12 protein-coding genes are annotated in these 13,459 nt (G+C 71.3%); 2 read left to right on the top strand and 10 right to left on the bottom strand.

What is annotated here, in order from left to right:
- Nucleotide 1: 1 nt before the first annotated feature.
- Together AB2385_RS12905 and AB2385_RS12900 are read left to right on the top strand one after the other, a co-directional pair.
- Nucleotides 2-1,486 (top strand): L-fuculokinase, encoded by a 1,485-nt coding sequence (locus tag AB2385_RS12905; protein WP_367655424.1) that lies wholly within the window; start codon nucleotides 2-4, stop codon nucleotides 1,484-1,486.
- 134 nt (nucleotides 1,487-1,620) lie between these two features.
- Nucleotides 1,621-2,694 carry an NTP transferase domain-containing protein gene (locus AB2385_RS12900; protein ID WP_367655423.1) on the top strand — a complete coding sequence of 358 codons (1,074 nt, stop codon included), beginning with the start codon at nucleotides 1,621-1,623 and terminating at the stop codon, nucleotides 2,692-2,694.
- A gap of 262 nt (nucleotides 2,695-2,956) precedes the next feature.
- Here the strand turns inward: AB2385_RS12900 and AB2385_RS12895 are convergent, their stop codons facing one another.
- The 10 genes from AB2385_RS12895 to AB2385_RS12850 form a co-directional block, all read right to left on the bottom strand.
- Nucleotides 2,957-3,583: a response regulator gene (locus AB2385_RS12895; RefSeq protein WP_367655422.1), complete on the bottom strand. Its 627-nt coding sequence runs from the start codon at nucleotides 3,581-3,583 to the stop codon at nucleotides 2,957-2,959.
- Nucleotides 3,552-4,751 carry a GAF domain-containing sensor histidine kinase gene (locus AB2385_RS12890; protein WP_367655421.1) on the bottom strand — a complete coding sequence of 400 codons (1,200 nt, stop codon included), beginning with the start codon at nucleotides 4,749-4,751 and terminating at the stop codon, nucleotides 3,552-3,554. The genes AB2385_RS12895 and AB2385_RS12890 overlap by 32 nt, the downstream gene beginning before the upstream one ends.
- Before the next feature lie 115 nt (nucleotides 4,752-4,866).
- Entirely contained in the window at nucleotides 4,867-5,973 is a 1,107-nt protein-coding gene (locus AB2385_RS12885) for an XdhC family protein (RefSeq protein ID WP_367655420.1), read from the bottom strand.
- Nucleotides 5,974-5,979: 6 nt separating this feature from the next.
- Entirely contained in the window at nucleotides 5,980-7,275 is a 1,296-nt protein-coding gene (locus tag AB2385_RS12880; RefSeq protein ID WP_367655437.1) for a VWA domain-containing protein, read from the bottom strand.
- Nucleotides 7,229-8,107: an AAA family ATPase gene (locus tag AB2385_RS12875; protein ID WP_367655419.1), complete on the bottom strand. Its 879-nt coding sequence runs from the start codon at nucleotides 8,105-8,107 to the stop codon at nucleotides 7,229-7,231. The genes AB2385_RS12880 and AB2385_RS12875 overlap by 47 nt, the downstream gene beginning before the upstream one ends.
- Nucleotides 8,104-9,144, bottom strand: a complete 1,041-nt coding sequence (locus AB2385_RS12870; RefSeq protein WP_367655418.1) for an XdhC family protein — start codon at nucleotides 9,142-9,144, stop codon at nucleotides 8,104-8,106. The genes AB2385_RS12875 and AB2385_RS12870 overlap by 4 nt, the downstream gene beginning before the upstream one ends.
- Before the next feature lie 19 nt (nucleotides 9,145-9,163).
- Complete coding sequence (locus AB2385_RS12865; RefSeq protein WP_367655417.1) at nucleotides 9,164-9,610, bottom strand: carbon monoxide dehydrogenase subunit G; 447 nt, start codon at nucleotides 9,608-9,610, stop codon at nucleotides 9,164-9,166.
- Nucleotides 9,611-9,702: 92 nt separating this feature from the next.
- On the bottom strand, nucleotides 9,703-12,054 hold the full coding sequence (locus AB2385_RS12860) for an aerobic carbon-monoxide dehydrogenase large subunit (protein WP_367655416.1): 2,352 nt from the start codon (nucleotides 12,052-12,054) through the stop codon (nucleotides 9,703-9,705).
- Between the two features lie 22 nt (nucleotides 12,055-12,076).
- Nucleotides 12,077-12,580, bottom strand: a complete 504-nt coding sequence (locus AB2385_RS12855) for a (2Fe-2S)-binding protein (RefSeq protein WP_367655415.1) — start codon at nucleotides 12,578-12,580, stop codon at nucleotides 12,077-12,079.
- A 14-nt stretch (nucleotides 12,581-12,594) separates the two neighbouring features.
- Nucleotides 12,595-13,459 (bottom strand): xanthine dehydrogenase family protein subunit M (locus tag AB2385_RS12850; protein WP_367655414.1); only part of this gene is annotated, 865 nt, incomplete at its 5' end.

Raw genomic sequence — 13,459 nt, 5'->3', positions numbered from 1 at the left:
CATGGCGGTGTTGATCGGCATCGACGTGGGCACGACCCACCTGAAGGCGGGCGCCTTCACGCCCGCGGGCGAGTTGCTGGCGCTGGCCACGCGCCCCACGCCGGCGGAGAGCACGCCCGATGGCGGGGCCGAGTACGACCCGGAGGCGCTCTGGGCGGGCGTGGCCGCGTGCCTGCGCGAGGTAGGGCAGGCGGTCGCGGAGCCGGTGGCGTCGGTGGGCATTGCCTCCATGGCGGAGGCGGGGGTGCTGGTGGACGCGGACGGGCAGTGGGCCTACCCGGCCATCGCCTGGTTCGACCCGCGCACCCGCCCGCAGGCAGACGAACTGGAGCGGCTGGTGGGTCGGGAGGCGCTTTTCCGGCGCACGGGTCTCTTCCTGATGCCGAAGTTCGGGCTGCTGAAGCTGCTCTGGATAAAGGAGCACGCGGCGGAGGCGTATGCCAGGGGAGCGGCCTGGCTCTCCATGGCCGAGTGGGTCGCCTTCAAGCTGACCGGCCGCATGGCCTCCTGCCCCACGCTGGCGGCCCGCACCCTGGCCTACGACTTGAACGGCGGCGTCTGGATGGACGACCTGCTGTCAGCGGTGGGGGTGCGGCGCTCGCTCTTCCGGGAGATCGTGTCTGAGGGCGCCCCGCTGGGTGGCATCACCGCGGATGCGGCCAGTCTGACGGGGCTGCCGGCGGGCGTGCCGGTGGCGCTGGCCGGCCACGACCACCCCTGCGCCGCGCTGGCCGCCGGCGTGACGGGCCCGGGGCAGATGCTCATCTCGACCGGCACCGCGGAGGCGGTGATCGGGGCGATGGTCCGGCCGCTGCTCACGCCAGAGGTCCTGGCCAGCGGGATCAGCCAGGGGCCGCTGCCGGTGCCCGGGCTCTACGGCCTGCAGGCGGGGGCCTCGGCTTCGGGCGGCTCGGTGGAGTGGCTCCGGCAGGAGCTCCTGGGCGGCGCGGGGTACGTCGACCTGGCCCGCCTGGCGGAGGAGGCCGGCGATGGGCCGACGGGGCTGCTCTATCTGCCCCACCTGGCCGGCGGGGGGCCGCCCAGGGTGAACCCGGCCTCCCGCGGCGCCCTGGTAGGGCTCAGCTACGGCACGCCCCGGGCGCAAGTGGTGAAAGCCGTGCTGGAGGGGACGGCCTACGAGTTGAAACAGATGGTGACCGCCATGGAGGACCTGGTCGGGACGCCCTACACCCGCGTGGTGGTGACCGGGGGCCAGGCTCGCAACCCGGTCTGGCTGCAGATCAAGGCCGATGTGCTGGGCCGGCCGCTCACGGTGCTGGAGGATGCCGAGGCGACGCTGCTCGGGGCCGCGCTGCTGGGCGGCCTGGGCGGAGGGGTCTACGGCGGGCCGGTGGAGGCGGCCGCCGCGGTGCGCCGGCGGGCCCGGGTGATCCATCCCCGGGCGGACGTTGCCGAGGCGTACGCCGCCGTGTACCGGCGGTACGCCGTGCTCGCCGAGGCGCTGCGGCCGGTGTATGAGGGATGAAGAGCGCCTGCGACCGCGAGGTCGCAGGCGTTCTCTGCTGTGCGCATTACTCCGGCCCCAGGTTGCCGGCGCAGGGATCCTCACAGGTGCTGTGGAAGCGATACCAGCAGACGACGGTGCAAAGGAGGATGGGTGTGGCTACAACAGGCCTGCTCTGGCACGCCCTCGGCATCTGCCCCGGAGAGGTGGTGGTGTTCACCGGAGGCCCGGCCAGGACCTCGCTGGCCCTCCGGGTGGCTCGCGAACTGACGGAGGCCGGCCGCCCGCCCGTCCTCAACGAGGTGGGGGGCTGCGTCGTCCTGGTGGAGGCCGGCGGCGGACCCGCCCGCCTTTCGGCGGGGCTGGACTCCGGTCGACCGACCGTCTCGCCGCCGGCGGAACTGGTGGTGCCGGTGCTGGACGGTCCCGTCACGCCGGCGGCAGCCGAAGCGCTGCTTTCCTGGAAAGGCCTTCTCGGGAACGCACCGGGTGGCGCCCGGGTCGTACCCGCCCTCGTCCCGGCGGGGCCGGATGACGCCGGGATCGCCGCGCGCGAGGCGGCTTCGCTGTTGGTGGGCCGGGAGGTTGCCAACGCCCAGGTCGGCAGGGTGGTGCTCGCGGAACCGGAGGGCCCGAATCCTGTCCGGGCGGTCGTCGGGGACGTGGCGGCGATCGTGCTGGCAGGAGGCGCCTCCCGCCGCTTCGGCGGGAGCAAACTGCTCCACGCCTGGGACGTCCGCACCGTACTGGAGGCGTCGCTGCAGGCGCCGCTCAAGGCGGGGCTGAGGGAGGTCCTGGTGGTGACGGGGGCGTACCACGAGGCGTTGGCTCCGCTCCTCTCCCGGTACCCCGTGCGGGTGATCCCGAACCCCGATTGGGCTGAGGGCATGTCGACCAGCCTCCGGGCCGGGCTCCGCGCCCTGGTGGGGGAGCCGGAGGCGGTGGTGGTTTGCCTGGGCGACATGCCGTTTCTGCCGCCGGCGGTGGTGACGGAGCTGGTCCGGGCGTATCGACGCACGGGGGCACCCATCGTCGCTCCTGAGGTCGGCGGGGTGCGCCGCAGCCCGGTGCTCTTTGACCGGGCGCTCCTGCCCGAGCTGATGGCGATCCGGGGTGACGAAGGCGGCCGGGCGGTGGTGCAGCGGCATCAGGCGGAGATGGTCCTGGTCCCGTTCCCGGAGGAGCGCTGGTTCCGGGACGTGGACGAACCTGGCGACCTGCGCGAATAGGGTTGGTCCCTCGGCCGGGGGCCGTCGAAGGACATCCTGTCTCCGACGGCCCCTCCGCGCGATGCGGCGCCACCGTCCTGGTGGCGCCTTCGCCTGCCCTCATCTCCGGGGCAGCCCTTTACACTCGATCGCCTGCGCCTTCCGTAGTGACCACCTCCATGGCCGGGCCTTTGACCGTCTCTCGACGCAGCCGGGGGCGCGCCGGCGACCGCACTGCGCGAAACAGGATGAAGAGCCGGAGTCCGGCGGTGCTGGGTGGGGTCTAGAGCAGCCCCCTGCGGACCCCTTCCATGACCGCCTCCACCCGGCCCTTTACCTTCATCTTGCGGAACAGCTCCAGGACCCGGTCCTTCACCGTGGCCTCGCTGACGTAGAGTTCGGCCGCCATCTCCCGGTTGGTGAGGCCCCGGGCGATCAGCCGCAGCAGTTCCAGGTCTTCGGGCAGCAGTTCGTTCCCCCGCTCCCGATGCTGCATCCAGTCCAGCATCAGGGCGGCGGCCTTCGGGGCGAGCGCCGCCTCGCCCTGCATCACCCGCCGGATCGACTGGACCAGGTCCAGGTCGCTGACATCCTTGAGCAGGTAGCCGCGCGCCCCGGCCTGGACGCACTCCCGCACCAGCGTCTCGTTCAGGAAGCTGGTCAGCATCACCACCGCCACGTTTGGAGCCACCTCCCGGAGCCGGCGGCAGAGCTCGATGCCGCCCATCCCGCCCAGGCGGATGTCGACCAGCGCCACGTCGGGGGGCGCCTGTCTCACGATCTCCAGGGCCTCCTCGGCCGAGGCGGCCTCCCCCACAACCTCCAGGTCCGGCTCCTTGTCGAGGATGGCGCGCAACCCCTGGCGAACGATCTGGTGATCATCCACGATCAGCACCCGGATCTGCCCCATGTGCAGCCATCACCTCTGACTCCGCCGAGTCACCCTCCCGCAGCGGCGCCCAGATGCGGACGATGCAGCCGCCGTCGTCGCCGTTGGCGATCTCGAGGTAGCCCCCCAGGCGCTCCACCTGGCGCCGCAGGGCGACCAGGCCGAAGCGGCGGACGTCAGGGGCGTCGTCCAGGGCGCCCGGAGCCAGGCCGACGCCGTTGTCCTGGACGGTGAGCCGCACGCCGTCTTGCTCCACCGCAAGGTTGACCACCGCCATGTCGGTCCGGGCGTGCTTGTGGACGTTGACCAGCGCCTCCCGGAGCGCCCGGCAGAAGACGTCATGGTAGTGGGGCGGCACCCGGTGGACATCGCCGGTCACCACCAGACCGACCTGCAGCCTGTATTCGGCCCGGAACTCCTCAACCAGCGCCGCAAAGCGCCTATACAGGTTGGCACCCTCGGGGACGGCGCCGCTGTCGTAGAGGGCGGAGATGGCCCCCCGCACCCTGGCCGTGCCGCGGGCGACCAGCGACCGCAGGAACTCCAGGCGCTCCCGGCCCTGCTCGGAGACGTGCTCCTGGAGCCGCTCCAACTCCATGCCGATGGAGAAGAAGATCTGGGCCAGGTTGTCGTGCAGCTCCATGGCGAGCCGCTCCCGCTCCCGGAGCGTCGCCAGCTCCTCCACCTTGCGGTAGAGCCGGGCGTTCTGGGTGGCGACCGCAGCGTGGGCGGCAAAGGCCACCAGCAGCTCCTCGTCCTCGTCGGTGAAGGTCCGCCCGCCGGGGAAGTTGGCCACGAAGAGGATGCCGATCGGCTTCCCCTTGATGGTGAGGGGAACCCCCAGGAAGGGGCCGATCGGCGGATGGCCGTTCGGCGTCCCCACCGATTCGGGATGATCCGGCACGTGGTCGATGCGGACCGGCTTCCCGGTCCGGAGGGGGAGGTTGTAGACCCCTTCGCCCATCGGATAGTGGCGGGGAGGCATCGACCAGCCCGAGACCCAGGGGTCGCTGTACTGGGTGGGGTCATCTTCGGCCAGTAGGAGCAGGCCGCCCAGGCGCGCCCGGCAAAACTCGCGCGCCGCGTCGACCACCGTCTGCAGCAGCGGACCAAGCTCCAGCTGCGAGTTGAGGAGGGAGCTGAGTTCCAGCAGGCTGGACAGGCGCTCGACCCGGCTCCGGAGATCCACCGCCGTCACCCCGCTCCACGATCGCCGTTGCAGTGTGAATCCTCTCCCGTATATGACAAGTCAGGCCACTTCATTCATCATACCGTAAACGGTCTCAAAGAGGCAAGGCGCCCGGTCAGGTGACGGGCGCCTGATCCAGGTGGATGGGACCGGGCCGGTCCGCCAGCCGCCCGCCCGGACGGCCGTAGCGGAGGGCGATGATCTCGGCGGCGATGGAGACGGCGGTCTCCTCGGGCGTCCGCCCCCCGATGTCGAGGCCGATGGGGCTGGAGATCCGCTTCAGCTCCTCCGGGCTGGCCCCAGCCTCCAGCAGCTCCCGGTACCGCCGCTCGTGGGTGGCGCGGCTGCCCATGGCCCCGATGTAGGCCGCCGGGGTCTTCAGCGCCGCCAGCAGGACCGGCACGTCGAACTTGCTGTCGTGGGTGAGGACGCAGATCGCATCCCGGGGCCCGACCTCGGCCTCCTCCAGGAACTCGTGCGGCCAGCGGACCACCACCTCGTCCGCCTCGGGGAACCGTGCCCGGGTGGCGAAGACGGGCCGGGCATCGCACAGGATCACCTTGTATCCCAGGAACTTGCCGATCCGGACCACGGCGGAGGCGAAGTCGATGGCGCCGAAGACGAACATCCGGGGCGGGGGGCTGAAGGACTCGATGAAGGCGGAGACCTCGGCGCCCCGGGCCTCACCGGCGGCGCCGAACTGCCGGTCTCCCGTCCGGCCCATGGTCAGCATCGCCCGCGCCTCGGCGATCAGGGCCTGGTCGAGGTCCGGGCTGCCGGTGGTGCCATGGGACTCCTCAGCCGTCACCAGCAGCTTCGCCCCGAGGCAGGGTCCGGCGGTGACGGTGACGAGGGCGGCGGGCCGCTCTGCCCGGATCGCCTCCGCCAGGCGGGGCAGCAGGTCGGGGGCCCAGTCGGCCCGCTCGACGAAGACCCGGATCGTCCCGCCGCAGGTGAGGCCGACCTCGAAGGCCTGGTCGTCGGCAATCCCGTAGGTGAGGAGGCGGGGCGGCGCCCCGCCGAGGACGGCCGTCGCCTCCTCGTAGAGGGCGGACTCCACACAGCCGCCGGAGACGGAACCGACCACTTCGCCTCTGTCGCTCACGGCCATGACGGCGCCGGGCTGCCGCGGCGCCGACTTGTGGACCTGGACGAGGGTGGCCACCGCGATCTGCCGTCCCTCTGCCAGCCACGCTTCCAGTTGGTTGAGAACGTCGCGCATCTCGCCTCACTCCAGTTGCGCCAGCCGGGCGAGCACCTTGGCCAGGCTGGCGAGGTCGTGACCTCCCAGCAGTTCGTCCACGTAAGGCATCGCTTCCACCATCGCCCGGGCTTCCGGCCGGTACCGCGGCGACCGCTTCAGCGGGTTCACCCAGATCACCCGCCAGGCCAGCCGCCGCAAGGCGGCCATCGCCTGCGCCACCAGACCCGCCTCGCCCTGGTCGAGCCCGTCGGAGAGGATGACGATCACCGCCCCGTGGCCCATCCCCCGGCGGGCGTACTCCCGGCGGAAGGTCTGCAGGGCCTGGCCCAGGCGGGTCCCGCCCTGCCAGTCCTGCACCGCCGGCAGCAGGTGGTCGAAGCGACCGGGCGTCGACCGGCGGAGAAGGGGCGTGATGCGGGTGAGGCGGGTGCCGAAGAGGAAGGCTTCGCTGCGCGGCCGCCGGGTCACCACGGCCTGGAGCACCAGCAGCGCATCCCGCAGGTACGGCCCCATGGAGCCGGAGATGTCGCAGAGGAAGACCCACCGGCGCCAGCGGCGCCGCCGGTTCCGGTGCGCCAGGCGGACCGGTTCCCCGCCGGTCCGGGCCGCCCCGGCCAGGGTGCGGCGCAGGTCGATCCGGCGGCCGACCCGGTCCGGCGCCCAGCGGCGGGACCGGAGGCGGGGGGCCGTCCAGGCCGGATCGGCCAGGAGCGCCCGCAGGGCGGCCCGGTCAGCGGGCGCCAGGATCTGTTCGTGGCCGGAGCGGAGGATCTCCGCAGGGCTGTATCGCCCCGGGGCCGGCTCCCACGCACCGGGCGCCGCAGGGTCGGCCGGGTCCGCCGCCCGGGGAGCCCGCCAGTGGAGGAGCCGCCGGGCGGCGTCCTCCCGCCCGCCGGCTTGTGGCGGCGCCGGGGCGGCGGGGAGCGGGGCCGTCTCGGGCGCAGGTTCGTCCTTCTCAGGCCGGGGCCCGGGGCCTTCGGGCCGGTCGGGCGCGGCCGCGGGATCCGGCTGCGCCCAGGGAGCGCTGGCCGGGTCCAGCGCCGCGTGGTCGAGGGTGAGCCAGAACCGGCGGAAGAGCTCGTCGAAGACCGCCAGGTGTTCGGGGCGGGTCACCAGCGTCACCCGCGCGGACCAGTAGAGGTCGCCCGGGTGGTCGCACCGGAGGAGGTGGAGGGCCTTTCGCCAGCGCACCACCTGCTCGGCGGTGACGGGGATCCCCCGGCTTCTGAGCAGCCGCCCGAACCGGACGCAGCTTTCGCCGATCGCGTGCAGGTCAGCGCGCCAGACCGGAAAACGCCGTGCTGCGGACCCGTTCCACATCGTCACGGTTCTTGACCACCACCCCGAGGGTCTGCTCGGCCACGGCCGGAGTCAGCGCCTCGTGGCCCAGCGCCCGGATCGCCCGGGCCCAGGCCAGCGCCTCGGCGATGCCGGGTTGCTTCTGCAGGTCGAGGCTGCGCAGCCAGCGGACCGCTTCCACCACCGCCCGGGCCAGCTCAGGCGGGACCTCCGGCGCCCGGAGCCGCACGATCGCCAGCTCCTGCTCCAGGCTGGGATAGGCGACCCAGTGGTAGAGGCAGCGCCGCTTCAGGGCATCGTGGAGCTCCCGGATCCGGTTGGAGGTGATCAGCACGATCGGCGGCACCCCGGGCCGGATCGTGCCCAGCTCCGGGATGGTGATGGCGAAGTCGGCCAGGAACTCGAGCAGGAAGGCCTCGAACGCCTCGTCGGCCCGGTCCAGCTCGTCGATCAGCAGGACGGCCGGCCGCTCCTCGCTGAGCTGCAGGGCCCTGAGCAGGGGCCCGGGGCTCAGGAACTGGCTGGAGAAGAGGTTGAGTTCGGCTCCGGCGCCCTGTCCGCTCCCCTCGGCCCTGCGCAGCTCCAGCAGCTGGCGCAGGTAGTTCCAGTCGTAGAGCGCCTCCCGGCTGTCGAGCCCCTCGTAGCACTGCAGCCGCACGAACGGCAGGCCCAGCGCCTCGGAGAGGGCCCGGGCCAGCTCGGACTTGCCGACGCCCGACACCCCCTCCAGCAGCAGCGGCTGGGGCAGGCGGGCGGCGAGGAAGAGGGCGGTGGCCAGGCCGTCGTCCGCCAGGTAACGGACCCGGGCCAGTTGCTCCTGAAGCTGTTGCACGCTCGTCACTTCAAAATTCATGGCGTCGCCTCGGCCAGGTATTGCTCGGGGTTCTTCAGGAAGTGGAGGCGGCAGTGCGGGCAGCAGAAGTAGTAGGTCTGACCCCCGTACTCCGCTGTGTGGCGGTCCCTGGCGATCTCCACCTCCATGCCGCAGACCGGGTCCCGGGCCAGGGCCGGGGTAGCCACCGGTAGGGAGAGGTCGTCGCCGCCGCCGGCCGCTCCCGGGGCTGCAGCGCCGACGGTTGCCGTGCCCTGCCGGTAGTGGGCCACGATCTCCGTCAGCACCGAGAGGGCGATCTCCTCCTGGGTGGCGGCCTTGATGTCAAACCCCGCAGGCGTCCGGATGCGGGCCAGCTGCTCCTCCGGGCAGCCGTGGGCCCGGAGTACCTCCATCACCGCCCGGGACCGGCGGCGGCTGGCCACCAGGGCGATATAGGGGGAGCCCGTCTGCAGGGCCCGCAGCAAGGCCTCCTCGTCGTAGTGGACGGCCGAGGCGACCACGAAGAAGGTGGTGCCGGGCAGCTCGGCCGCCGCAAACTCGTCGAGCCGCATCCGGCGGGCCCACTCCACCGGCAGGTCCAGGTCCTCGTCCTTCTCGGTCACCAGCGTGACGTCGAAGCCCACCACCGGGGCGAGGAGGCCCAGGGCCCGCACGACCGGGGTGCCGCCCACCGCCACCAGACGGGGCCGCTGCAGGTGCGGCTCGATATAGATCTCTACCTGGCCGCCGCTGGGGCAGGTCATCGGCACGGTGGTCACCCCCGGGTCGCGTTCGGCCAGCGCGGCCACAACCCCCGGCAGCCCCAGCAGCCGGGGCTTCCCGGCCCGGATGGCCGCCACCGCCTCCCGCCGGACCACCGACTGGGAGCAGCTTCCACCTACCCAGCCGAAGAGCTGGCCGTCGGCGGTGATCAGAGCCTTGTCGCCCACCTGGGCCGAGACGGGCGGCCGCCGCCGGACGACGGTGGCGATGGCGTAAGGCCGCCCGGCCCGATCCAGCTCATTGGCCAGGTGCTTCAGGCGGTCGATCCCGAAAACGGGATGCAAATCCCGCACGGCTCCATCACTCCCACGTCTAGTCGGCTGCGGCCTCCAGGCGGCTGCGGATCGAGGCGAACATCTGCTCGATGGTCTTCTTGGCCTGGCCCTCCAGCAGGCGGCCGCCCACCGAGGCCAGGGGACCGCTGACGCTGGCGTCGGCCTTCCAGTGCAGGATGGTGCCCTCGGCGGTCTCCTCCAGGGTCACCTCGCTGGACATGGCCATGCCGCTGCCCATGCCGGACCCCTTCAGGTTGATGCTGGCGGCGTCGCCGTTCGGCACCAGCTCCACGTCGAGCTTGAACCTGCCGCGCACGGGGCCCACGCCGACCTTCACCACCGCGGTGAAGTGGGTCTGGTCGACGACCTGCAGCTCCTGCAGATCGGGCAGGCAGTAACCCACCTGGTTCGGGTCGAGGACGAACTGGCGCACCTGCTCCTTGGGCGCCCGGATCGCTTCGGTGCCGCTGTACTGCAGTTTCATCTTTGCAATAACCTCCCTGGGATCATCCTGCTGCTTCGGGGAGAAGCATGGGGAAGGGGGCCCGGCGGGAGTGCCGCCGGCCCCCCTCACGTCTATTCGGTGGTGCCGGCGTTCCGCAGGATCCGCCAGACCTTCTCCCGGGTGATCGGCATGTCGATGTGCCGGACCCCCAGGTGGGAGAGGGCGTCGACCACGGCGTTGACGAAGGCGGCCGGCGAGCCCACGTTGGGCGACTCGCCCACGCCTTTGGCTCCCAGCGGGTGGTGGGGCGACGGCGTGCACGTGCGGGCGGTCTCCCAGCGGGGGGTCTCCACCGCAGTGGGAAGGAGGTATTCCATGAAGTTGGTGACCAGGTTGTTGCCGTTCTCGTCGAAGACGATGTCCTGCATGAAGGCCATGGCGAAGCCTTGCGTCAGGCCGCCGTGGACCTGGCCTTCCACGATCATCGGGTTGATGACGGTGCCGCAGTCGTCCACGGCCAGGAAGCGGCGGACCTTCACCTCGCCGATCCCCTTGTCGATGTCGACCACGGCGATATAGCAGCCGTAGGGGAAGGTCAGGTTGGGCGGATCGTAGTAGTAGGTGGCCTCCAGGCCGGGCTCCATGCCGGGCGGCACGTTGGTGTAGGCGGCGAAGGCGACCTGCTGCATGGTGACGCTCTGATCGGGAGCGCCCTTCACCCGGAACCTGCCGTCCTCCCAGACCACGTCGTGCTCGCCGCACTCCAGCAGGTAGGCGGCGATCTTCTGCGCCTTCTCCCGGATCTTGCGGGCGGCGAGGGCGGCCGCAGCGGCGGAGGTGGGGGTGGAGCGGCTGCCGTAGGTGCCCAGCCCGTAGGGCGCCGTGTCGGTGTCGCCCTCCTCGACCACCACGTCGTCAGGGCTCAGCCCCAGCTCCTCCGCCACGATCTGGGCGTAGGTTGTCTCGTGCCCCTGCCCCTGATGGCGGGTGCCCAGGCGGACGATCGCCTTGCCGGTGGGATGGACCCGGATCTCGGCGCTGTCGAACATCTTGATGCCCAGGATGTCGAAGTGCTTGCTGGGGCCGGCGCCGACGATCTCGGTGAAGAAGGAGATGCCGATGCCCATCAGCTCGCCCCGGGCCCGCTTCTCGGCCTGCTCCTTCCGGAGCTCCTTGTAGCCGATCAGGTTCAGGGCGTAGTCGAGCGTATGGTGGTAGTTGCCGCTGTCGTAGACCCAGCCGGTGGGCGATTTGTACGGGAAGGCCTCGGCGGGGATCAGGTTCTTCCGGCGCAGCTCCGCCGGGTCCATCTTCAGCTCCTGCGCCAGGATGTCCACCGCCCGCTCGATCAGGTAGGAGGCCTCGGTGACCCGGAAGGAGCAGCGGTGGGCGACGCCGCCGGGGGCCTTGTTGGTGTAGACCGCGTCCACCACCACGTGCGCGGCCTCAAAGGTGTAGGAGCCGGTGCAGATGTTGAAGAGGCCGGCCGGCCACTTGGAGGGGACCGCCTGGGCGTCGAAGGCGCCGTGGTCGGCCAGGGTGTGGACCCGCAGCGCCTTCATCTTGCCGTCGCGGGTGGCCGCGATCTCCACCGTCATGTGGTAGTCCCGGGCGAAGGCGGTGGAGGCCAGGTTCTCGGTCCGGGTCTCCACCCACTTGACCGGGCGCCCGGTCAGGATGGAGGCGACCACGGCCACGACGTAGCCGGGGTAGATGCCGACCTTGTTGCCGAAGCCGCCGCCCACATCGGGCGAGATCACCCGGATCTGGTGCTCGGGGAGCTGGGTGACCAGGGCGAGCAGGGTCCGGTAAGCGTGGGGCGCCTGGGAGGTGACGTAGAGGGTCAGGTGGTTCTTGGTCTTGTTGAAGTCGGCGATCGCGCCGCAGGGCTCCAGCGGCGACGGATGGACCCGCTGGAAGCGGATCTTCTCCTTGATGGTCACCTCGGCCTCGGCGAAGGCCTTGTCGGTGGCGGCGGCATCGCCGGACTCCCACCGCCAGATGTGATTGGTCTTCTGCTCCCGGTCCTCCCGGATGATCGGCGCATCCGGCTCCAGCGCCTTGTGGGGATCGACCACCACGGGCAGGGGCTCGTACTCCACATCGAGGGCGGCGGCGCCGTCATAGGCGGCGGCCCGGGTCTCGGCCACCACGGCCGCCACCTCCTGGTACTGGTAGAGCACGCGGCCGGTGGCCAGGACCATCTGCCGGTCGTTGTTCAGGGTCGGTATCCAGGCCAGGCCCAGCTTCTCCAGGTCCTCGCCGGTGATGACGGCGATGACGCCCGGCACTGCCAGGGCGGGTTCCTTGTTGATGGACAGGATGCGGGCGTGCGCATACGGGCTCCGCACGATGGCCATGTAGGCCATGTTGGGCAGGACGATGTCGTCCAGGTAGCGGCCCTGACCGGTCAGGAACCGGGGGTCTTCCTTCCGCTTGATCGGCTTGCCCAAGACCTGATGGGCAGTCGCGGTCGCGGACATCTGCTGCGCCTCCTTCCGAACCTTAGTCGGCCACGGAGCCTCTGCTGACCTCGGCTGCGGCCTTGATGGCGGCTGCCGCCTGCTTGATCGACTTGACGATGTTCTGGTAGCCGGTGCAGCGGCAGAGGTTGCCGGAGATGGCCTGGCGGATCTCCTCCTCGGTGGGGTCCGGATTCCGCTCCAGCAGCGCCACGCCGGTCATCAGCATCCCGGGGGTGCAGTACCCGCACTGCAGGCCGTGGCACTCCCAGAACGCCTTCTGGAGCGGGTGCATCTCGCCGCTTTGTGCCAGGCCCTCCACCGTCCGGATCTCGCACCCGTCGGCCTGGACGGCGAACATCGTGCACGACTTGACCGGCTTGCCGTCGACCAGGACGGTGCAAGCCCCGCAGCTGGTGGTGTCGCAGCCGATGTGGGTCCCGGTCATGCCGAGGGTCTCGCGGATGAAGTAGACGAGCAGCTGGCGGGGCTCCACCTCGGCCTCCACACGCTGGCCGTTGACGGTCACGGTGATCCGATGTCCCATCTGGGCGCCCTCCTTTATGCCTGCGCTTTCCGTGCCCATTCAGCCGCACGCCGGAGCGCGCGGCCCACCAATACCCGCACCATGTCCTTCTTGTACTCCACCGACCCGCGCAGGTCGGCCACCGGCCGGGCGATCTCCGCCGCCAGCCCGGCGGCCACGCGGATCGAAGCCTCATCGAGCGGCTTGCCCACGAGGGCAGCCTCGGCCTCGGCCGCCCGGAGCGTGATCGGCCCCACGGCGCAGAGGCCGATGCCGGCGCTCTGGCAGATCCCGCGCTCGTCCAGCTGGATCTGCACCGCCACCGCGGCGGTGGCGAAGTCGCCCACCTTCCGCTCGATCTTCTGGTAATCGCCGCCCGTCCGCGGCCCGGGGATCGGCACCCGCACCTCCACGGCCAGCTCCTCGGGCTCCAGGGCGGTGGTGAAGGTGTCGATCAGGAAGTCGTCGATCTTGATGGTGCGCTGACCGGTGGGACCGACCACCACCACCTCGGCGCGGGCTGCCATGAGGGCGGCAGCCCAGTCGCCGCCCGGGTCGGCGTGGACGACCGAGCCGACCACGGTGCCCCGGTTCCGGACGATGGGATCCGCCACCACCCTGGCCGTTGCGGCCAGGAGCGGATACCGCCCCCGGATCAGCGGGGAGAACTCCATGGTCGAGTGCCGGACCAGCGCCCCGATGCGGAGGTACCCATCCTCCTCCCGGAGGTAGTCCAGCTCTGCGATCTTGCCGATGTCCACCAGGACCCTGGGCTGGGCCATCCGGAAGCGCATCATGGGAATCAGGCTCTGTCCCCCGGCGATGACCTTGGCATCGAAGCCATGCTGCCGGAGCAGGTCCACCGCCTCGGAGACGGTCCGGGGTGCCACGTAATCGAAC

The sequence above is a fragment of the Symbiobacterium sp. genome (assembly GCF_040797425.1).
GTDB lineage: Bacteria > Bacillota > Sulfobacillia > Symbiobacteriales > Symbiobacteriaceae > Symbiobacterium.
This window is presented reverse-complemented; position numbering and strand designations above follow the sequence as displayed.